The following is a 20381-nucleotide window of genomic DNA, read 5'->3' on the forward strand; positions in this document are numbered from 1 at the left end:
TGGTGGCCGTCGCGGCAGCCAGCCTGATCATGTTCTTCCCGGTGATGGTGCTGTATCGCGGCAACATCGCGGCGGGAGGAATCGGCTTCGGAGACCCGAAGCTTTCTGCTCCGCAGGCAGGGCTCATGGCGTCGCTGGCCCAGGGGATCGTGGGGGGCGAGATGGCCTGGCCGCTGGTGGTGTGCGGCATGTTCTTCGGCGTGGTCATGATCATGCTGCAGGTTCGCAGCCCGATGCTGGTGGCGGTGGGAATGTATCTGCCGCTGGACACCACCTTTGCCATCTTCGTAGGCGGTCTGATCCGCTGGTACTGCGACGCGCGCGCCGCGCGGCGCGGCTACAACGCGGCGCAGCGCATCCGCGTGGAGAACGTCGGCATCCTGATCGCCTCGGGACTCATTGCCGGCGAGGCGCTGGTCGGGCTGATTACAGCGGGTTATGCATGGGCCAAGAACGGGCCCATTCCCAGTCTTCTGCCGGATCCCTCTTACGTCGTCGGATTGGTGGTGCTGGCGGTGATGGGGTGGGTCATGGTCGCCGTGCCGCTGCGCAATGCCGGCAGCCCCGACGAGCCCGCGCCTCCCGCGGCGATGATGTAGCCGCCTCCGGCAGGAGGAACGCCGCCTGAGCCAATCCGCGCGCTCCGCCCCCTCCGGCAAGGTCGCCGAGCTCCGGCGCGAGCTCGGCCTGCTCGACCTGGTCTTCCTCAATGTCGTTGCCATCACCGGCATCCGCTGGCTGGCCTCCGCATCGCGTTACGGCGCCGCCTCCCTAACCTTGTGGCTCCTCGCCTTCGCCGCCTTCTTCGTTCCCCAGGGGCTCGCGGTCACCGAGCTGTCGACCCGCTACCCGCAGGAAGGGGGCATCTACGTCTGGACGAAGAAAGCCTTCGGCGATTTCCACGGCTTCGTCTGCGGCTGGTGCTATTGGACCAACAACCTGCTCTATTTCCCCGGCCTGCTCGCCTTCACCGTCGGCAACGCCGTCTACATCGGGGGAACGCGGATCCAGGCGCTCGGGGACAACAAGGTCTTCGTGACCTCGCTGTCGCTGCTGTTCTTCTGGTTCGTCATCCTGATCAACATCCGCGGGCTGAAGGCGGGGAAGTGGCTGCAGAACCTCGGGGCCGTGGGGACGTGGGTGCCGGCGCTGGTGCTGGTCCTGATGGGCGTCTCCGCCTACTACATGTTCGGATCGGCGAATCCGTTCTCGTGGAGGGGGCTCAAGCCGGAAGGCTCGTTCGACACGCTGAACTACTGGTCGCAGATGTGCTTCGCCTTCGCCGGATTGGAGCTGGCCTCGATCATGGGGGGCGAGATCCGCGACCCGCGGCGCAACGTGCCGCGCGGCATCGTCATCGGCGGGATCCTGGTGGCCCTGATCTACATCTCGGGAAGCCTGTCGATCTACGTGGCGGTGCCGGCCAAGGAGGTGAGCGTCGTCCATGGCGTCATGCAGGCGATCGCCGAGGTCACTTCCAGAGTCGGCGTGGTCTGGATCATGTCGATCCTGGCGTTCCTGCTGATGGTGAGCGGGTTGGGAGGGACGAGCGCCTGGGTGGCCGGCTCGGCGCGCATTCCGTTCGTGGTGGGGTTGGACCGGTATCTCCCCTCGACCTTCGGGAAAGTGCACCCGAAGTACGGCTCTCCCTACGTGTCGATCCTGGCGCAGGGGATCATCTCGAGCCTGTTCATCGCCACGGGGTACATCGGCGGGAGCGTCGAGGAGGCTTACCTGACCCTGGTCAACATCACCGTCATCATCTATTTCGTCCCGTATCTCTACCTGTTCGCCGCCACGCTGGTGCTGCGCGCGCGCGAGGGGCTGCCTTCCGAGGTCATCCCGATTCCCGGCGGCAAGGCCGCGGCCTGGTTCTGGTGCGGCCTCGGCTTCGTGACGACCGTGACGGCGATCGCCGTGGCACTCATCCCGCCCCAGGAGGCCACCAATGCGCTGCTCTCGGTCTTGAAGATCGTCGGCGGCTGCCTGCTGATCTTCGCCTCCGGAGGCTACCTCTACCTGCGGGCCCGCCGCGCTTCGGCCTGATTCCAGCATCAAAGCCTATGGACTCGCGGGGGTGACCCGTTGGGAAGGCACCGACTCCTTCCATACCCCATTCATATAAACGACAAGGGTGCCGACAACCTGCCTGCCCTCGAATCTCTCCACTCGGAATCCCAAATTCGCGCCGCTAATCACGTTGCCTGGTCTCACCCTCTCCGTGGTCTCGCCAACACTCAGAACCTCGGTTGCTTTAACGGCACTCAGCACGCGAGTAGCACCGATCGTCACGACCGCCCCGATCAGGAATCCGACAGCGATTTGTCGCATCGGCCACCTCCACTCAGCCATAAGCGGGCAGGATCGCCCCTGACCTCGCATAAGCTCCGGAACAGTTGACCCTCATATCCCTCCACCGGCCGGGGACCTAGACCGGGTCGATCTCGCGCACTTCGATTCGGCCGCCATGCCGCAGATGGGGACAGGTCCGAGCCAGGCGAAGGGCCTCTTCGTAATTGGCCGCCCGGATCACGAAATAGCCACCGATGAACGGTCCCGCCGAAGCGCTGGAGTCACTCCCCGGAGCGTTGGGCACGTGAATGGCCGTGCTCCACTTGGTCGTGGGCAGCAGCCTCCGTACCTCCCTCAGCTTCTCGCCCTCCAGCAGGAAGCCTTGCCTCGCTCCTTCCGCCGCCCAGGCCTTGTATTCTTTGACCATGGCCGCCTGCCGCTCGTGAGAGAGCGTCTCCATGTCCGGTGACTCGTGCAGCAGGAGCAGGAACCGAGGCTCATTGCGTGCCTGAGTGCGCGTCTCCCAGGAAAGGGCGGGGCGCATCCACCATGCGCCGGCCGCGAAGCCGATGGCCAGGAGGGCCAGCGAGGCCGCGGCGCGCATCCAGGGCCTCGGCGCGAGTAGCCGCGATCCGAGCAGTCCTTCCCGCCTCAGGTCCGACACCACCATCCTCTCGAGATCCTGGGGAGGACGCCGCTCTCGCGGCAGGGAGCGCAGCTCCCGCTCCGTCACCGGATCCAGGTTCTCTTCGTCGCGTCTTTCCACCACGTCATCGACTCCTTTCCACGGCCGCTCCGCGGGCGCGAAAGCTCTTCTTCCTCCAGCAAACCTCTCAGCGTCCCAGCTTCCGCCGCAGCACTTTGCGTGCCTCGAACAGCTGGCTCTTCGAGGTCCCTGCTTCGATACCGAGAAGGGCGGCGATCTCCGCGTGGGTGTTCCCTTCGACATCGTGCAGGATCAGGACGCGCCGATATCCCGGCGCAAGCGCGGCAATCGCCCTCTCGAGATCCCAATCCGGCTCCTGGGACACGCTCGCGGCGTTCTCCGGAAGGTGTTCCTCCATCGGAACCTCCAGGCGTCGAGTGCGGCGCGCCTCGCAGGCACGTCGAACCACAATCCCCGCGAGCCAGGTGGAGAGCCTCGACTCCCAGCGGAACTCCGCCAGCTTGCGCATCGCCCGCACCCAGCTTTCCTGGACGATCTCGCGAGCTTCCTCTTCATGCCACCCCGACAGCCGCAGCGCCAGCTGGTAAAGGCGCGGAGAGTGCAGGTGGTAAAGCGCCCGGAAAGCCGCCTCCGAGCGTTCCCGCAGGAAAGCCTCCACCAGGGATCGATCCTCGCTTTCGCGGTCGGGAATCGATTCCATCCGCTCAGCGCTTGCGCTCGTAGACAATCTCCTCCATCCAGCGCTCGCTGCCGTCCTGGAACCAGGCCCAGCGCGAGGTGAAATGGTCGGCATCGCGAAACTCGAACACCGAGGAATGCATGTGTCCGGCGCCGGGGCGCGTCAGATTGGTGGCATCGAGGAAGTCGAAGGCGACTTTCCTGCCGCCCTCCTCGAAACGGCTCGCCACCATCCGTGGCTGGTTACGCGCCACGCAATAATGCGTCAGCATCAGGCGATCGCCGTCCAGGTGGAACAGGGTGAGCATCGTCTCGCCCGGGTGGGCATTGAAGCTGGATTCCCGAACCACCGAGCCGCCGGCGATCACGTCGATCGTCACGTCGTCCTCCCAGCCTTTCGTGCTGCGTCCGATCCAGGTCCCGGCCAGCGCCTTGAAGCGCTCGAAAGCCGCCGCCGGGGCCGGTCTCCCCTCCTGCGAGACTTCAGCCGGCGCGCGGGCCTCCCGCGCCTCCGCCTGCATCGCCGGTGCGCCCAGGAGGAGCCCGGCCAGGACGACCATCCGACAAGCATTTCCCTCGATCCTCATCGACCCTCCTCGGGCGCTAGTGCCCAGCGCTCCAGTTCTATTCCGCATACCTTGAGTGATCGGGGCGTAAGAAAAGGTTGGGTCGACTGACGGGGCAATGATCCGTGGACCAGGTTCGCTCTATGGGGTCTGCGGGGTCGCAGGGCGACACTTAGACTTCCCGGCGGCCTTCCAGCGCCTTCGACATCGTGACCTCGTCGGTGTACTCAATCTCGGAGCCGACGGGAATGCCGATGGCGATGCGGCTGGTCTTCACTCCCAGCGGCTTGAGGAGGCTGGAGAGATAGCTCGCCGTCTGCTCCCCTTCCACCGTCGGGTTGGTGGCCAGGATGACCTCGCGCACGCCGCCCGAGCGCACGCGCCGCATGAGCTCGTCGATCTTCAGAGCCTCGGGGCCGATGCCGCGCAGCGGCGACAGCGAGCCGTGCAGGACATGGTAGACCCCCTTGTACTCGCGCGTCTTTTCGATCGCCAGCAGGTTGTTGGGCTCCTCCACGACGCACAGCGTTCCCCGGTCGCGCGCCTCGTCGCCGCAGAAGCGACAGGGATCCACGTCGGTGATGTGGCAGCAGACGGAGCAGAGGCGGATCTTGTCCTTGACTTCCTGGATGGCGGCGGAAAGCTCCAGCGATTCGTCGCGGCCCTGGTGGAGGATGGCGAAGGCGAGGCGCTGCGCCGACTTGGTGCCGATGCCGGGCAGCCGCTTGAGCGCGGCGACCAGCCGCTCGATCGGATCGGCGTAGCTCATCCTAGAACAATCCCGGCAGCTTCAATCCCCCGGCGAGCGAGCCGAGATGCTCTTTCAGCGCTTCGTCGACGTTCTGCGCGGCGACGTTCACCGCCGCCAGGATGAGGTCCTCCAGCATCTCCGCATCACCCGAGGTGAACACTTCCGGGGAGATTTTCACACCCAGCAGCTTCTTCGAGCCGCTCATCGTGACGGTGACCATCCCGCCTCCGGATGTCCCCTCCACCTTGAGCTCCTCCATCTTTTGCTTGATGCGCTCCTGCATCTGCTGCGCCTGCTTCATGATGCCGCCGAAGTCCACCTACGCCTCCTCGATCTCGATGATCTCGCCTTCGAACAGGTCCAGCAAGCTGCGCACCTCCGGCGACTTCGTCGCTTCCTCCAGGAGGCGGCGCTTCTTCTCCTCCGCGGCCGCATCGGCGGCCGGGACCGCCGTGAGCGAAGGCGCGGCATCCGCGGGCAGCGCCGCCGTTTGCTGCACTCTGACTTCCACCTTCTTCCCCGTGACCGACTCGACCACGGAGCGGATGACCGCCAGGTATTCCTTGCGCTCGATGCTCGCCCGGAACAGGGCCTTGTCCTCGGGAAGGCTGATGACGAAGGCGTCCCCGGTAAGGTCGAAAAACGAAGCGTGGCTCAGGAATCCCCACAGCGCGCTGCGCTCGGTATGAATACGCTCCAGGATCGCCTCGACCTGGGCCCGGGCTTCGGGCGCCTCGTCTCCCCCCCGGGCCATCGTGACGGGAGCCTGCTCGGCATCCGCGATCTCCGGCGGCGCTTCAGCAGCGGCCGCGACGGGAAGGTCGAGCGATGGCGGTCCTCCGGCTGGGGAGGGAAGCGGATTGATCGAGACACTGCCTGCCTCGAAGGCGGCATCGGCCGCCGGCGTGGAGGAGCGTCTTGGGCCGGGCTTCTCGGGCTTCGGCGCCGGAGGCTTGCCGCCACCCGGAGTCGCGCCGGCCGCGCTGTCCGGGAAGCGCGCCAGGAGCTCTTCGAGCGGCTCCAGGTGCGTCAGATGGCAAAGCCGTACCGCCAGCGCCTCGAGCAGGTAGCGAGGCTGCGGCGAGTAGCGGATGCGGGCTTCCTCCCGGGCGATGGCGTCCATGATGCGCAGCAGGTCTTCCTGGGAGAAGCGCTCCTTCAGCGGCGCGAACGCCGACACCTCGTCCTGGGCCAGCCCCAGGCTCTTGACCGGATCGGGGACGATCTTCATGAGCAGCAGATCTCTTACTTGCTCCATGAGATTGCCCAGAAACAGCGCCGGATCGTGGCCCGATTCGAGGACCTGATCCACCAGCGAGAGCAGGCCCGCGCTGTCGCGGTCGGCCACCTTTTCGACGAATCCCGCCAGGATTTCCCGGTCCAGCACCCCGAGGATGGCCCGGGCATCCTCGTCCCGCACCACGGAGCCGCAATAGGCGATCACCTGGTCCAAGGCGCTCTGGCCGTCCCTCAGCGAGCCGTCGGCCATCCGGGCAATCAGGCTCAACGCGTAAGGCGAGATCGTCACCTTTTCGGAAGCCGCGATGCGCCCCAGGTGGTCGGCGATGTCCCCTTGGGCGATGCGCTTGAAATCGAAGTGCTGGCAGCGCGACAGGATGGTCACCGGGATCTTGCGGTATTCGGTGGTGGCGAAGATGAAGACGACGCGGGGCGGCGGCTCCTCCAGCGTCTTCAGCAGCGCGTTGAAGGCCGAGTTCGAGAGCATGTGGACTTCATCGATGATGAAGATGCGGTTGCGATCGCGCGAGGGCGCGTAGCGCGCCGTGTCGCGCAGCTCGCGCACGTCGTCCACGCTGTTGTTGGAGGCGCCGTCGATCTCCAGGACGTCGAGGGAGCGGGATTGCCCGATCTCGATGCAGGAGGAGCACTCGTTGCAGGGGGTCGGTGTTGGGCCCTTGACGCAGTTAAGGGCTTTCGCCAGCAGCCGCGCCACGGTGGTTTTGCCGACGCCGCGCACCCCGGAAAAGAGGTAGGCGTGCCCGATGCGATCGTTGAGCAGGGAATTCTTCAGGGTCTGGACGACGGCGCGCTGTCCCACCACCTCGTCGAAGGTCTGGGGGCGGTACTTCAGCGCGAGAACCTGATATGCCATGAAGGGTGACCGTTCGAGGAGGGCCTGGCCGGCCCGAGAGCCGGTCCAAGGTGACCCGCGGCACCTGCGAGCTACTCCTTACCGTTGCTCCCTTCCGGGCCTGGCGGGGTTCGGGGGTTCGCAATGCGCGGGGCTCGGACCAGCTCTCGCGCCGGCCTCCAGCCCGCGCTGATTTGTCCGAAAAGCGAGCGAATCTTATCCCAGCGATCCCCCCGCGTCAACGAAGCGAAAAAGACGTCGAAACCCGCTCCAGTACTTACGAATTCGTCTTTCAGCCACGCTTTTCGAAATTCCAGTTTCACAAGCGGCGCTGTTCCCGCCCCGCAACTTCCGCGCTTCCCAGGAGATCGGGGGTAATTCAAGGACTTGACGTATTGGTCAATTTTTTGCAATGGCAAATAGGCCGGTCAAGACCCTACAGGAAAACCACGAGGCGATTCCTGGCGGGCCTGAAAAAGGGCAACGGGACTCCCCCCTCGAGTGAGGCGAGCGGGAGGGAGCCCGAAGAAGAGCGCGGAGGAGGCAGAGGAACGTGGGCATGGTGGGCGGAGCGAGCAAGGGGCGGTTCGTGGGCACTCGGGGAGGTGGATCATGGTAATGGCGTTGATCCTTCTTTCCTGGCTGTGGGACAGAGTGGTGGCGAACTGCGACGGCGGGCAGGAAACAATTGCGTATTATCAGTTTCAGGCAACAATGAGGGTGATGGAAATGGGGACTTGCTCCTCCGGGCAGGGCAACCAGACTTACGCTTGCAAGGTGGTTGCAGCCAAGCCGCCCGTGGTTTTCGGACCCAGGGTGTCGGACCCCGGCGCCGGGAACACGGTGACGACGGTCTTCGATCCCATCTCATCCCCGACCACATTGCCGATGCCCCCCGTGGGAGGACTGTCGGCTTGGCCCTGGCCGTCTACCGAGAATCCAAGCCCGATCGTGGCCGTTGATTTCGGCGGCAACTCGAGCGACCAGAGTCCCTGCCGTTAGGACGAGGCCGGATTTGACGACGCGAAGGAGCGTAGGATAAAAAGCCTCCACCAGCGTGGAGGATCGGTTGTCCGTTCCTGTTCATAATTTGTTGAAGGCCGCGGGTCCCCGCGGCCTTTCTTTTTGCGTCCTTTCGCGCTCGTATTCTTCGCCCCACGCCGGGATAGGGCCCGTCCCGTGATAATTCTGGGGATTTCTGCCCTGGACAAGGAGAGCACCGTCGCCATCCTGCGGGACGGCCGGTGCACTTTTGCGCTGTCCGAGGAGCGCCTTACCCGGGAAAAGCAGCAGGGAGGGTTCCCGGCGCGCAGCCTGGAGAAGGCCCTGCAGTTCGAAGGCCTCACCCCGGCCCAAATCGACGCCGTCGCCTATCCCTTCTTCGAAGGGGGGCGAGAGTCCCGATTGATCCTGGGTTGCCTGGCGAACAGCGCCACGCGGCTCCCTTCCGAGGTCTTCTCTCGTCCGGGCCAGGCCCTTCGAAGCTTCTATTACCAGGGGCGCTGGTCGGGGAAGGCGATCCTGGATCACCGGCGCTACCACCGGGAGCTCGTTGCCGGCCTGGCCCCTCTCGGCCTCCTCGCGAATCTGCGCCGCGTCGAGCACCACGAGGCGCACGCCGCCTCGGCTTATTTCACTTCCGGCTTCGACCGGGCGCTGATGCTGACGGTGGACGCCTACGGCAGCGGCCTGACCACCACCGTGACCCTGGGGGAATCAGGCCGGCTGCGGCGGCTCCACTCGGTCCGCTTCCCGCATTCAATGGGGATGTTCTATGCCCAGATCACCAAGGCGCTCGGCTTCGTCCCCGACCGCCACGAAGGAAAGATCCTGGGGCTGGCCGCCTACGGCAAGCCGGGCGACCTGGGACGCGAGGTCCTCGGCCGATTCTCGCCCCGCGACGGCTTCGTCTCGAGCTGCCTGTTCGACCGCCGGTTCCCCGCGCAGGTGGCGCGGAGCTATCCACGAGAGCAGGCGGCTGCGGCCTGGCAGGAGACGCTCGAGAAGGTGGTGGTCGATTACCTCAAACCCTTCCTGCGGGAGCACCGGGCCGACTGCGTGGCGCTGGCGGGCGGGGTCGTCGCCAACGTCAAGCTCAACCAGCGGATTGCCGAGATGGAGGGGGTGTCGCGCGTCTTCGTCTACCCGGCTATGAACGATTCGGGGACCGGCGCTGGGGCGGCGATGGTCCTGCAGGCGGAAGCGGGAGGGATGCAGTCCCGGCGCCTGAGCGACGTCTTCCTGGGTCCGGGCTTCTCCGCGGCGGAGGTGGACCAGGCGCTGGCGGGGCGAGGACTGAAGACGAGGAAGATGGCCGATCCGGGGGAGGAGATCGGCGAGCTGCTGGCCGGCGGCAAGACAGTGGCCCGCTGTGCCGGAAGAATGGAGTACGGGCCGCGGGCGCTCGGGAACCGTTCGATCCTGTTCCAGGCAAGCGACCCGCGCGCCAATGTCTGGCTCAATGAAAAGCTCAAGAGGACGGAGTTCATGCCCTTCGCTCCCGCGACGCTCGCGGAAGAGGCGCACCGCTGCTATCTCAACCTGGAGGTGGCTGCCGACGCGGCCCGCTTCATGACGATTACGTACGATTGCACCGATTACATGAAGCAGGCCTCACCGGCGGCGGTGCACGTCGACGGCACCGCCCGCCCCCAGCTGGTCGACAAGGAGACCAATCCCACCTTCCATGCCATCCTGACCGCCTACCTGCGCCGCACCGGAATCCCCAGCGTCCTCAATACTTCCTTCAACATCCACGAAGAGCCGATCGTCTGCTCCCCCTCCGACGCCGTCCAGACTTTCCTGGCGGGGGATTTGGACGCTTTGGCCCTGGAAGACCTGCTGGTCACCCGCTCGTAACTTCCGGGATGGTCCATCCTTTCGCGGGCGCGAGTCCCGTCGCCCCGACCTACCTTGAGTCGGCTGGTTCTGAGGTGGGTTACCGGCGGGCCTCGACGGCCCGCCGCGCGCCGGTTGAGCTGCGGCGTGCGATAACCGATGAGTCCTGCCTTGCCGAGACCGACCCGCACGCCGCCAGCTCTAACCGGCCAAGTAGCTCAACCTTCTTCCTCATACCTCTGCTTCAAGGCGGCGACTACTGCTGGGTCCGCCAAGGTCGTGGTGTCACCCAGGGCATGGCCTCCCGCGATGTCACGCAGCAGACGGCGCATGATCTTCCCGGATCTAGTCTTGGGGAGCTCGGCGCTGAAAAGTATCTGCTCGGGGCGGGCGATGGCGCCGATCTTCTTGACCACGTGCTCCTTCAGCTCCCCAACGAGGTTCGCATGCGATTTGGTCCCTTCCTTCAAGGTGACGAAGGCGGCGATCGCGGTCCCCTTGATGTCGTGATCCACTCCCACGACGGCAGCTTCCGCCACCGAGTGGTGATCCACCAGGGCCGATTCCACCTCCATCGTGCCGATCCGGTGCCCGGCCACATTCATGACGTCGTCGACCCGGCCCAGCAGCCAGAAGTAGCCGTCGGCGTCGCGCTTGGCGCCGTCGCCGGTGAAGTACATGCCGGGGAAGCGGCTCCAGTACTGCTGGCGGAAGCGCTTCGGGTCGCCGTAGATGCCGCGCAACATCGACGGCCAGGGACGCCGCAGGACCAGGTACCCGCCGCCGACCTTCACCTCCTCACCCCGCTCGTTGACCACCGCGGCGTCGATGCCGGGGAAGGCTAGCGTGGCGGAGCCCGGCTTCAACCGGGTCACTCCGGGCAGCGGGGTGATCAGGATCATTCCAGTTTCCGTCTGCCACCAGGTATCCACGACGGGACACCTTCCGCCTCCGATGAGCGCGTGGTACCAGATCCAGGCTTCGGGATTGATCGGCTCTCCGACCGTTCCCAGGAGCCGCAGCGAGGAGAGGTCGCTCGCCTTCGGGAAGCTGTCGCCCCACTTCATGAAGGCCCGGATGGCGGTCGGCGCCGTATAGAAGATGGTGACGCCATATTTCTCGACGATGCGCCAGAAGCGCCCCCGATCGGGCCAATCGGGGGAGCCTTCGTACATCACCACCGTGGCGCCGTTGGCGAGCGGCCCATAGACCACATACGAATGCCCCGTCACCCAGCCGATGTCGGCAGTGCACCAGTAGACATCCTCCTCGCGCAGATCGAAGACATGCTTCGTCGTGGCGTAGGCGCCGGTGAGGTAGCCGCCGGTGGTGTGCACGATCCCCTTGGGCTTCCCCGTGGTGCCGGAGGTATAGAGGATGTAAAGGAGGTGCTCCGAATCGACGTCGACGGCGGGGCAGTCGGCGGAGGCCTCCTCCATCAGGACGTGCCACCAGTGATCGCGCCCTTCCTTGAAGTGGACCTGGAAGTCGCCGCGATTGACCATGATGACGTGCTTGATGGTGGGACACCCCGCGACCGCCTCGTCGGCATACTGTTTCAGCGGCACCTGGCTGCCGCGCCGGTAGCCACCGTCGGCCGTCACCAGGACTTTGGCCCCCGCGTCGTTGATCCGATCGCGCAGCGATTCGGCCGAGAAGCCGCCGAACACGACGGTGTGCGGCGCGCCGATCCGGGCGCAGGCCAGCATGGCGATCGGCAGCTCCGGGATCAGGGGAAGGTAGAGCGCGACGCGGTCGCCGGTCTTCACGCCGAGCTTCTTGAGCACGTTGGCGAACTGGCAGACTTCCCGATGCAGGTCCTTGTAGGTGTAAGTGCGGCGATCGCCCGGCTCGCCCTCCCAGATGAGCGCGGCCTTGTTCCGGCGCGCGCCTTTGAGGTGCCGGTCGAGACAGTTGACGCTGGCATTGAGCCGGCCGCCGACGAACCACTTCGCGTCGGGGGCCTTCCATTCGAGCACCTTCCGCCAGCGCTTCTCCCACTGCAGCTCGGAGGCGAGATCGGCCCAGAACTGCTCGGGGTTGCGCTGCGCCCGCTTGTAGAGCGAGTCGTCCTTGACGGCGGCGAGCTTGCGAAACTCGGCGGAGGGGGCGAAAGTCCGTTTCTCTTTCAGGAGGTCGTCGAGAGCCGTGTCGATTTTCTTCTTCGGCGGCATGGAATCTCCGTCATCGGGCGAGAGATTGGGCAGAATAGCCCGCCCCCCGCCGGCGGGTCAAGGATGAGCGGCGCGGATCTCAGCGGTGCGGCAGCTCATTTCCGGAACGTGATCCGGGAGGCGCGAAACAGGGCGGCAATCGTCTTGGCGTCGGTGATGTCGCCACCGGCGGCGCGCTCGAGCGCGTCGGAGAATCTCATCCGCTCCAGCGTGATCACCTCATCGTGATCCCTGTCGGCTTTGCCCGGGGTCAGGTCGAAGGCCGCGAACAGGTGGATCTTCTCGGTCGTGAATCCCGGCGTGGTCCAGATCCAGCCGAGGGGCTCGAGGCGTCCGGCGCGGAAGCCGGTCTCCTCCTCGATCTCCCGCAGCGCGCAGGCTTCGGGAGACTCCCCCTTGTCGAGCGTGCCGGCCGGGACTTCCAGCAGCATGCCCCCGGCGCAGTGGCGGTGCTGGCGGATGATGAGAATCTCGTCGTCCCCCGCGAACGGTACGATGGCAGACGCGCCGGGATGCTCGATCACTTCGAGCTCCGTCTGCGCGCCGTTGGGCAGCCGGACTTCTTCCAGATACAGCTTGATCTTGCGCCCCTCGTGGACCGAGCGGCGGCTCAATACCTCGCCCATGGCAGGCTCCTTGGATGAATCGTGGAGCGGCGGTCTCGCCGCTCTGGTCCAACGCCGCGCTCCAAGTCCAAGAAGCGCAGAGGACCTCGAAGCGGGAATCATAAGCCGCCGCGCAGCGGATCGTGGAATCCTGCTCCAGGATGTCCGCGCTCCGCGGTGGAAGAGGCGCTGTTGCGCCACGCCGGGCGGCCCCCTTAGGATACGTCGATGACCAAGCCGCCAGCGAACTCGACTCCCTTCAGCCAGCTCCTGGGAATGCGCTGCGTCTTCCGCGAGAAGGGGAAGGCCCGCTACGAGCTGGAAGTGGGACCGGAGCTCCTCAACAGGCGGGGCGTGGCGCACGGTGGTGTGGTCGCCTCGCTTCTCGACACCGCTTTAGGCGGCGCCGTCGTCTCCTCGCTGACGCCTGAAGAATGGACCGGAACGCTCGAGCTGTCGGTACAGTTCCGAGAGCCGGTCCGCCCGGGCCTCGTGATCGGAGAGGGGCGGGTGGCGCGCCGCGGCCGGTCGGTCGCCTTCGCGGAAGGGGAGATTCGCGACGCGTCGGGAAGGACGCTGGCCTCCGCCCACGGTGTCTGGACCATCTGGCCGAAAAAGCCCGAATGAGATCCCAGGCCCTACGCGACGTACTCCTACCATTCAATAAGAATCGATGATCGGCGCGAAGCTGGGTCCCTACGAGATCCTCGAGAAGATTGACCGGGGAGACGCCTTTGGTGCCGGGGAGGATCGACGTCCTGGATCTGAAAACCGGTGGGATCAAGCCGTTCACTGAGTTCTCGGCCAGGGACGCTACCGGAATCCTCGATTACGGCCCTTGCGAAATTACCCCCGACGGCCAGACCCTGGGCTACAGCTTCCGCCAGATGATCTCCACCCTTTACCTGGTCACCACTGCAACCGAAGGGAAGTAGTGGCAGGTAGAGTCAGGGAAGCAATGTCTTGCGCATCACGACGGCGGAGGCGCAGCAGACGCCCCTGAACTCGTCGGAGGCCTTCACCGTTTCGGGCACGGCGTCCCGGGTAATCGTCTCGAAGCCGAATTTGGGAAAGAAGCGCTGCGCCGTGGTGGTGAGCAGGTAGACCGCACCGGCACCCCCCTCCCGGGCGAGGCGCAGCGCCGCCTCGGTCAGCTCCCGGCCGATGCCGCTGCCCTGCTTGCCAGGCTCGACCGCGACGGATCGCAGCAGGGCGCCGTCCGGGTAAAACTCGACCGCCGCCGTGCCGATCAGCCGCGAGTCTTCACGGGCGACGAGCGTCGTCGCAAGGCGCTCGCCGGCCCCTTCCGCCGGCAATGCGACGCATTGAAGAAGTCGCTGGATGCCGGGGAGATCGCGCGAAGAGGCGGCCTCAATCCTCATGGCTCCTCCCTGGGACGGCCCGGGGCGCAGCAGGCTCTGTCGGTCGCTTCATGAGAAGGGCCCTTGACAGCCAGAAGCAGTGATCGGTATAGAAGTCTCTCAAAGTGACTCGAGGCGCGCTCGAGAATATCTCGCGAGATCCCGCGTCCGGAGGCTCTCCAACGAACCGTTCCGACACTCTACGAACCCGACGGTTCCCGATTCCGGCTTTTCTGGCAGCCGCGGGAGTTCTGCTCGCTTATCGATTGCGATTCGTGCAGGACGATGCCTTCATCTCCTTTCGCTACGCCCGGAACCTGGCGAACGGAAACGGGCTCGTCTTCAACACCGGCGAGCGGATCGAAGGGTACACGAATTTCCTGTGGACGCTTCTGATGGCCATTCCGCACCTGCTGCACATCGACGCGGTCTTCTTCGCCCAGGCGACAGGGCTGGCTTGTTTCGCCGGCACGCTGCTCATGACCCATCGCCTGGCGGGGAGAGTCCTCGGCAGTGAATCCGATTCGCTCCTGGTGGTTCTTCTGTTGGCGTCGAACTACAGCTTTCTGTGCTACGCCACGGGAGGACTCGAGACTCAGCTGCAGACCTTGCTCCTCGTCGTCGTGGCCTATCTCGGGCTTGCGGATCGCCCCCTGTCCCGCGCAAGGGATGTCCTGTGTCTGTCATGGGCCTGCACCCTCGCCTTGATGACACGGCTCGACTCTTTGATTGCCCTGGTTCCGCCGATGTGGCTCGCCACGGTCCGCAGCCTTCGTACGCGCCGGAAACTCGGCTCCGGGAGCATGATACGGCCGCTCGGGTGGTCCCTTCCAGCCCTGATGAGTCTTCTCGTGTGGCTGGGCTGGAAGATGTCCTACTACGGAGAGATTCTTCCCAATACGGTGCATGTGAAAGGTGCCGAAACCGCCGTAATGAAGATGGGGCTGCAATATGGCTACATTTTCGTTCGATCCTATTTGATGGTTCCGGCATTGCTGCTGAGCGCGGTTCAGGCCCGCAACGCCCTCCGCAGTCCCGGTATCCGGGTGCTGGGAGCGAGCCTCGCGGCCTGGGCGGCCTACGTTATCTCCGTCGGCGGCGATTTCATGGAATTCAGGATTCTCGTGCCCGTTCTCCCGTTCTTCTTCATCGTGCTCCTCGCCGGTCTGCCGCGGAGCATGGCCGTCAGGTCCACCGTGGTGGCCTCTTTGGTCCTAGGCTCGCTGTACCATGCCTCGACTTTTCGTGGCGCGGGAGCGATCGAGCCGATGCGAAACCTCCAGGCTCACGTTCTCGGCGAAGACGACAACTGGCGCCAGATAGGGCTCGACCTCCAAAGGCTCTTCGCAACGACGCATCCGGCTCCTCTCATCGCGACAACGGCCGTTGGCGCTATTCCTTATTACTCCCGCCTGCCGACCGTCGACATGCTTGGGCTGACGGATCGCGAAGTGGCGCTTCACGGTCTTCCGGCGGATCTCAAGCCCGGACACCGCAAGCTTGCGACGACCGCCTATCTCCTCTCGCGGGGGGTCAATTTCGTTCTCGGACACCCCGAAGTACGCACCGATGCTCGAAGCGCATGCGACGCGTACCTTGCGAATGACTTGACGATGTTCAGGCTGAAGGATTCGACCCGGGAGAGGCTGCCTGCGGACGCCAACGTCGTCGATCTCCCCCTGGATCGTCATCGTGTCTTGAGGGTGCTCTACCTGATTCGGAATCCTCAGCTTGATGAACTCGTTGCGCGGGTGGCGCTGAGAGTCTGTCCGATCGGAGCCACGCCGTCGCTGGCTGGCAGAAATGTCCCCTCGTGATATTCGCAGCTTGGCCGGTTGGGATGATGCGGAAGGAGCGGCTTCCCGCGAGGTGGCGAACGGAGCCTAGGAGGGAGACGAGCGCGCTTCAGGTAGGCGGGAGGGTGGTCTTCAGGACCCGAATCTTGTCGCCGTAGAAGACGAAGAGGTCGCTTCCATCGGTGCCGCGGCCTTCGGGGCCGCCGGTGACGCGGAAGGCGGTGTTGGCCGAGTGATCGTCGGCCACGATTCGCAACAGCTCGAACCGGGAGGTCGCGGGGTAGAGCTCGAACATGCGCACCACCCCGGTGCTGTGATGCTCGGTGCCTCGGAAATCGATGATCAGGCTGTCGTCGGTGAACAGCGCCTCCAACTCCTTCATCTTGCGCTCACTGAACAGCGAGTAGTAGAGCTTTACGCGTTCTTCATGCGCCATGCAGCGCTCCTCGCCAGGCCGGCAGGGGGATCGCGGGAAGGGAAATCATGGCGGAGAGAGTGGGATTCGAACCCACGGTGAGGTTTCCCCCACACACGCTTTCCAAGCGTGCACCTTCAGCCACTCGGTCATCTCTCCGTTTGGGGCTGCGTCGTCCCGGACTCTCCAGGAGGCCGAGGATCTTATTGCAGCGATAAGGGTCGGTCAAACGGCCCGGACAGGCCCGTACGCCGCTCCTACTTCTTCCCCGTCTTGCTCTGCGCCGGCGGGAACATCAGCCGGCGCACGTCGCGCGGCGGGATCGTCCCGAAGCCGAGCAGCCGCTCGTTGAACGACTTGAGCGAGAACTTGTCACCTTCCGCCGCCTTCTCGTCGGCGAGGATGTCCCACAGCTCGGTGAATCCCACGAAGTAGGTCGACAGCTGCGTCGCGGTGATCTTGGCCCGGCGCAGTTTTCCCTTCGCCTCCGCCTCCTCCTGGAAGCCGTAGCGGGTCAGCATATCCATCGCCCACTTGTCGGTCTCCTCCTCCGACATCCCGGCGATGTGCATCTTGGAATCCAGAATGGCGTTCATGGGCACCCGGAGATCGAATTTCTTGTGGACCAGGTAGTTGGCGGGATCCCCCTCGGCGAAGCCGGAGGTGAACATCTCCTCCTCCGCCATGACCGCCCAGCCTTCGGCGAAAGTCCCCGAGGCGAACACCTTCTTGTAGATGGTGGCCAGCGGCGATTTCAGAGCGTACCACGATTGCACGTAGTGCCCCGGGAACGCCTCGTGGATGATGAGGCTCTGCAGGCCGTAGTCGTTGTACTCCTTGAGATAGCTTTCCGCGACCTCGGCGTCCTTCTCGGGGCTGCCCCCTTTGGGGATCGAGGAGACCCAGAACGATTTCTTCAGCTGCGGCTCGAAGGCGGGCGGCGGATTGAAGAAGGCGACCGCGACGCCGTCCATGAAGGCGGGAGTCGGCTCGATGACGAAGTAGTCATCCTCCGGGGGCAGGCCGATGATGCCGCTCTTGCGGATGTATCCCTTGATCTTGGGGATCCACTTGTCCTTGACGTCGCCGAACAGGGCCTCCGGCTTCGAATGATCCTGGCTGAGCTTCGCGAGCGTCTCCTTCACCACGACGTTGATCAGGTCGTCTCCCGTCTCGGCGTGCTTGTGATCCGGGAAGAACTTGTCGTGCAGCGGCCGAGCCACCTTGAGCATCTCGTCGCGGTCGCTCTTGAGCTTCGCCTCGGCGCGGCTGAGGATCTCCTCGGGTGACAGATCGGATGCCAGTGTCGCCTTGAGCTTTTTCGTCCAGAGATCGCGCCCGAGCCGCCAGTCTCCCTTCGAGCGCGGCAGCAGATCGCTTTCCAACCAGCCCTGATAGGCCTTCAGCGCCGCGATCACCTTGGTCCGCTCAGCGTCGACCGCCGCCTGCTGTCCCGGCACCTTCGCGGCCAAGGGCGGCAGCACGTTCTCGAAGAAATCGAGGTTGCCCGGGTTGAGGACGATGCAGAACTTCGTCTGCACCTCGGAGGGGTTCTGGAGGTTTTTCTTCGCCTGCTCCAGGAGGCCGGGAATCCGCTTCATGCGCGAGACGATCGATTCGACGCGGGCCGGAAAGTCCTTCGAGTCGGTCGGGGTTTGCGTGACGAAGAGGGTGCTGTTTCCCAGGATGTCGTTGTAGAAGAGCGGGTCCTTGAGAAACGGCTTCAGCTCGGTGAGCGTCAGCAGCGTCGCCTCGGCATCCTGAAGGAGCAGTCCGCGATCCACCTGCGCGCTGACCGACAGCTTGGCACGGTCGATGGCGGATATCTCCTTGCGGAAGGCGGTGAAGGTCGACGTCATCTTGGTGACCGACGCCTCGCTGAAATCCTCCAGCAGCCCGTCGTACTTGTGGTAGCCGTTGATCGATGCCAGGGTCGGGAACAGGTGCAGCGACTCGTCCAGGTAGCGCTCCGCAACGGTGTAGAACTTCTTGTCGTAATCGGCGGCGGGCGCCGCCGCGGCTCCGATCGAATGAATCAAGATGAGCGCTCCCAAGGCCAGGGTGCCGGCCCAAAGCATGGACTTGGCGGTCGAAGAAGATTGGAACAAGGACACACCTCATGGGATTCATGCATGTCGGTTTGGGCGGTCCGGACAGATGGGGCGGCCCGAGCCAAGCAAATAAGCTACCACGCCTGGGCCATGGTTTGCAGAATCGAAGGGGGATGGGGGAAGAAGGTGGCGGAGAGGGTGGGATTCGAACCCACGTGGCGCGGGTTAGGCGCCAACCCGCTTTCGAGGCGGGCCCGTTACAGCCACTTCGGTACCTCTCCGCATGAGGCACGCGACGAGAAGCGCATCGGCGATTTTCGAGCGCCCATGATAACACGGCGCCGCGCCAGGATGCTCCGCCTCAGCGCAGACCTTTGTTGCGCACCAGCGCGGTCGCGCAGCCGATGAAGTCGATGCTGTCCGCCTTCCCGGAAACGCAGATCGTGGCGGTCGTGTTGTCGGGGATCGCGGCGAGACGCGCCGCCAAGTCCTGCCGATCGCCATCGAGCGTGGCGCAGCTTCCATCGCTGGGAACGTCGAACTTGAACGTGGCGCCCTTGGGCGAATTCTGCCGCGCGGCGGCATCCTCGACGATGCCGCGCTCGTAGAGCGAGCCCAGCACCGGGTCGGGGCAGGGGAGCGTGGTGGGATCGGGCAGGGCGGCGCCCTGGCCGGCGTCGGCCCTCGAGATATAAACCGTGCCGATTTGCGTGCCCGGAACCGGAGCGGAGCCACATCGATCCGTCAGCTTGCACTCGATGTTGAAGGTCGACCCCTGCGCGTTGAGGTTCAAGGTGGAGGGGTTGAGGATGCAATCGGCCTGGATTCTTCCCTGGTCCACGACCCCGTCGCAGTCGTCGTCGATGCCGTTGCAGACATCCTCGGGCGCCGGGGTTCCTGGCACGCAGTCCTGCGGATTGCCGTCGATGCAGAGGTCCACCGTCACCTGGCAGGCTCCCTCCCCGCAGGTTGTCTGTCCTTCATCGATCTCCCCGTCGCAATCGTCGTCCAGGGCGTTACAGACCTCCTCCTGCGGGGTTCCGGGGATGCAGGTTTGCGGAACGCCATTCAGGCAGTTGTCGACGGTCCGTTCGCAGGAAAACTCGCCGCAGGTCGTCGTCCCCAGGTCATCCACCAGCCCGTTGCAGTCGTCGTCCGCGGCGTTGCAGGTCTCGGAGGTGGGGGCTCCGGGAGCGCAGGTCTGCGGCGCTCCATTGAGGCAGTTGGACACCGTGCGCAAGCAGGCGCCGATGCCGCAGGTCGCCGACCCGAGGTCATCGACCAGACCATCACAGTCGTCATCGATGTTGTTGCAGGTTTCGGGGCTCGGCGTTCCCGGGACGCAGTCGTCGGGATTGGTCAGGCAATCGACGCTGCGCTGGCAGGCCCCGATGCCGCAGGTCCCGGGCCCTCCTTCTCCCTGGTGCGAGCACTGACCAGTGCTCGCACTGCAGCTGTCGGTCGTGCAGGGATTGCCGTCGTCGCATGAGACGGGCGCGCCGCCCTGGCATTGCCGGGTCGTCGGGTTACATCGATCGCCGGTCGTGCAGGCATTGTGGTCGTCGCACGGGTTGGTGGTGCCTCCGAACGCGCCTCCGATGCAAAGGGAGTTCTGGCACGTGTCTTGGGTACAGGGGTTCCCGTCACATTCCTTCATCGTGTTGCGCAGGGTGTTGAAACAGCCGTTGCCTTGGCCCGGCAGGCACTGCCAGTCTATACAGGGGCCCTCCGGCCCGCAGAGAGTGGTATCGAGGAGGTGGACGCAGCCTCCACCGCTTTCCGAGCAAGAATCGCGCGTGCATTGCACGGCGTCAGCGCAGTTCCTCGGCACACCGAGGAAGCAGTTCCCGCCGCTGCAGGTGTCGTTCACCGTGCACAGACGCCCCATATTGCAGAATCCGGGGGCTGGCGTCCGCACACAGCCGCCTGCCGCCGGGTCGCAGGTGTCGGTGGTGCAGACGTTGCCGTCGTTGCAGCTGATCGCGGGGTGGCCGCATTGCCCCGTCGCGGAATCACAGCTGTCCTGGGTGCAGGGGTTGGCATCGTCGCAGCTCTGAGATGTGCCCTGGCAGGTGATCGCTCCTCCTGCGTCCGG

The 20381-nt window shown here is 64.9% G+C and carries 18 protein-coding genes, 2 tRNA genes and 1 other RNA gene; 6 read left to right on the plus strand and 15 right to left on the minus strand.

The features are described from left to right. Together VFW45_13435 and VFW45_13440 are read left to right on the plus strand one after the other, a co-directional pair. The coding region (locus VFW45_13435; protein ID HEU5181787.1) for an OPT/YSL family transporter at positions 1–599 on the plus strand (599 nt) is incomplete at its 5' end. Positions 600–738: 139 nt separating this feature from the next. Further along, complete coding sequence (locus VFW45_13440; protein HEU5181788.1) at positions 739–2046, plus strand: amino acid permease; 1308 nt, start codon at positions 739–741, stop codon at positions 2044–2046. Between the two features lie 382 nt (positions 2047–2428). Here VFW45_13440 and VFW45_13445 read toward each other — a convergent pair whose 3' ends face one another. The 7 genes from VFW45_13445 to ffs all read right to left on the minus strand — a co-directional run bounded on the left by VFW45_13445 (position 2429) and on the right by ffs (position 7207). Next, a complete protein-coding gene (locus VFW45_13445) occupies positions 2429–3061 on the minus strand; it encodes a YciI family protein (GenBank protein HEU5181789.1) in 633 nt (210 codons plus the stop codon). Between the two features lie 64 nt (positions 3062–3125). Next, positions 3126–3659, minus strand: coding sequence for a sigma-70 family RNA polymerase sigma factor (locus VFW45_13450; protein ID HEU5181790.1), 534 nt, complete (start codon positions 3657–3659; stop codon positions 3126–3128). 4 nt (positions 3660–3663) lie between these two features. Next, entirely contained in the window at positions 3664–4224 is a 561-nt protein-coding gene (locus VFW45_13455) for a hypothetical protein (protein HEU5181791.1), read from the minus strand. Positions 4225–4375: 151 nt separating this feature from the next. Then, positions 4376–4972, minus strand: a complete 597-nt coding sequence (recR, locus tag VFW45_13460) for a recombination mediator RecR (GenBank protein ID HEU5181792.1) — start codon at positions 4970–4972, stop codon at positions 4376–4378. A gap of 1 nt (position 4973) precedes the next feature. Then, positions 4974–5273, minus strand: a complete 300-nt coding sequence (locus tag VFW45_13465) for a YbaB/EbfC family nucleoid-associated protein (GenBank protein ID HEU5181793.1) — start codon at positions 5271–5273, stop codon at positions 4974–4976. After that, positions 5274–7067, minus strand: coding sequence for a DNA polymerase III subunit gamma/tau (gene dnaX / locus VFW45_13470; protein HEU5181794.1), 1794 nt, complete (start codon positions 7065–7067; stop codon positions 5274–5276). 40 nt (positions 7068–7107) lie between these two features. Further along, positions 7108–7207: signal recognition particle sRNA small type (gene ffs, locus VFW45_13475), an RNA gene on the minus strand. Positions 7208–8225: 1018 nt separating this feature from the next. Here ffs and VFW45_13480 point away from each other — a divergent pair. Beyond that, positions 8226–9905 (plus strand): carbamoyltransferase C-terminal domain-containing protein, encoded by a 1680-nt coding sequence (locus tag VFW45_13480; GenBank protein ID HEU5181795.1) that lies wholly within the window; start codon positions 8226–8228, stop codon positions 9903–9905. A 197-nt stretch (positions 9906–10102) separates the two neighbouring features. On the opposite strand, the gene acs is transcribed toward VFW45_13480, so the two are convergent. Together acs and VFW45_13490 are read right to left on the minus strand one after the other, a co-directional pair. Continuing rightward, on the minus strand, positions 10103–12058 hold the full coding sequence (acs, locus tag VFW45_13485) for an acetate--CoA ligase (protein HEU5181796.1): 1956 nt from the start codon (positions 12056–12058) through the stop codon (positions 10103–10105). A 95-nt stretch (positions 12059–12153) separates the two neighbouring features. Continuing rightward, positions 12154–12684: an NUDIX hydrolase gene (locus VFW45_13490; protein HEU5181797.1), complete on the minus strand. Its 531-nt coding sequence runs from the start codon at positions 12682–12684 to the stop codon at positions 12154–12156. Positions 12685–12891: 207 nt separating this feature from the next. On the opposite strand from VFW45_13490, the gene VFW45_13495 reads away from it, so the two are divergent. Together VFW45_13495 and VFW45_13500 are read left to right on the plus strand one after the other, a co-directional pair. Beyond that, entirely contained in the window at positions 12892–13290 is a 399-nt protein-coding gene (locus VFW45_13495; GenBank protein HEU5181798.1) for a PaaI family thioesterase, read from the plus strand. Between the two features lie 110 nt (positions 13291–13400). Continuing rightward, on the plus strand, positions 13401–13598 hold the full coding sequence (locus tag VFW45_13500; GenBank protein HEU5181799.1) for a hypothetical protein: 198 nt from the start codon (positions 13401–13403) through the stop codon (positions 13596–13598). Positions 13599–13610: 12 nt separating this feature from the next. Here VFW45_13500 and arsN2 read toward each other — a convergent pair whose 3' ends face one another. Beyond that, on the minus strand, positions 13611–14045 hold the full coding sequence (gene arsN2 / locus VFW45_13505) for an arsenic resistance N-acetyltransferase ArsN2 (protein ID HEU5181800.1): 435 nt from the start codon (positions 14043–14045) through the stop codon (positions 13611–13613). A 254-nt stretch (positions 14046–14299) separates the two neighbouring features. On the opposite strand from arsN2, the gene VFW45_13510 reads away from it, so the two are divergent. After that, positions 14300–15841, plus strand: a complete 1542-nt coding sequence (locus VFW45_13510; protein HEU5181801.1) for a hypothetical protein — start codon at positions 14300–14302, stop codon at positions 15839–15841. A gap of 88 nt (positions 15842–15929) precedes the next feature. Here VFW45_13510 and VFW45_13515 read toward each other — a convergent pair whose 3' ends face one another. The 5 genes from VFW45_13515 to VFW45_13535 form a co-directional block, all read right to left on the minus strand. After that, a complete protein-coding gene (locus tag VFW45_13515) occupies positions 15930–16256 on the minus strand; it encodes a nuclear transport factor 2 family protein (GenBank protein HEU5181802.1) in 327 nt (108 codons plus the stop codon). Positions 16257–16304: 48 nt separating this feature from the next. After that, positions 16305–16394, minus strand: a tRNA-Ser gene (locus VFW45_13520). Between the two features lie 98 nt (positions 16395–16492). Beyond that, entirely contained in the window at positions 16493–18274 is a 1782-nt protein-coding gene (locus tag VFW45_13525) for a DUF885 domain-containing protein (GenBank protein ID HEU5181803.1), read from the minus strand. Positions 18275–18473: 199 nt separating this feature from the next. Beyond that, positions 18474–18567: transfer RNA gene (locus VFW45_13530), tRNA-Ser, on the minus strand. Between the two features lie 80 nt (positions 18568–18647). After that, positions 18648–20381, minus strand: a 1734-nt coding sequence (locus VFW45_13535) for a hypothetical protein (protein ID HEU5181804.1), incomplete at its 5' end; no start/stop codon positions are given.

This window comes from Candidatus Polarisedimenticolia bacterium, from assembly GCA_035764505.1.
Taxonomy (GTDB): domain Bacteria; phylum Acidobacteriota; class Polarisedimenticolia; order Gp22-AA2; family AA152; genus AA152.

What these genes read in the sequence shown, in the direction of transcription:
- VFW45_13490 (HEU5181797.1), bottom strand. Translation starts at nt 12,684, where the DNA reads ATGGGCGAGGTATTGAGCCGCCGCTCGGTCCACGAGGGGCGCAAGATC.
- VFW45_13515 (HEU5181802.1), bottom strand. Translation starts at nt 16,256, where the DNA reads ATGGCGCATGAAGAACGCGTAAAGCTCTACTACTCGCTGTTCAGTGAG.
- VFW45_13450 (HEU5181790.1), bottom strand. Translation starts at nt 3,659, where the DNA reads ATGGAATCGATTCCCGACCGCGAAAGCGAGGATCGATCCCTGGTGGAG.
- recR (HEU5181792.1), bottom strand. Translation starts at nt 4,972, where the DNA reads ATGAGCTACGCCGATCCGATCGAGCGGCTGGTCGCCGCGCTCAAGCGG.
- VFW45_13455 (HEU5181791.1), bottom strand. Translation starts at nt 4,224, where the DNA reads ATGAGGATCGAGGGAAATGCTTGTCGGATGGTCGTCCTGGCCGGGCTC.
- dnaX (HEU5181794.1), bottom strand. Translation starts at nt 7,067, where the DNA reads ATGGCATATCAGGTTCTCGCGCTGAAGTACCGCCCCCAGACCTTCGAC.
- arsN2 (HEU5181800.1), bottom strand. Translation starts at nt 14,045, where the DNA reads ATGAGGATTGAGGCCGCCTCTTCGCGCGATCTCCCCGGCATCCAGCGA.
- VFW45_13495 (HEU5181798.1), top strand. Translation starts at nt 12,892, where the DNA reads ATGACCAAGCCGCCAGCGAACTCGACTCCCTTCAGCCAGCTCCTGGGA.
- acs (HEU5181796.1), bottom strand. Translation starts at nt 12,058, where the DNA reads ATGCCGCCGAAGAAGAAAATCGACACGGCTCTCGACGACCTCCTGAAA.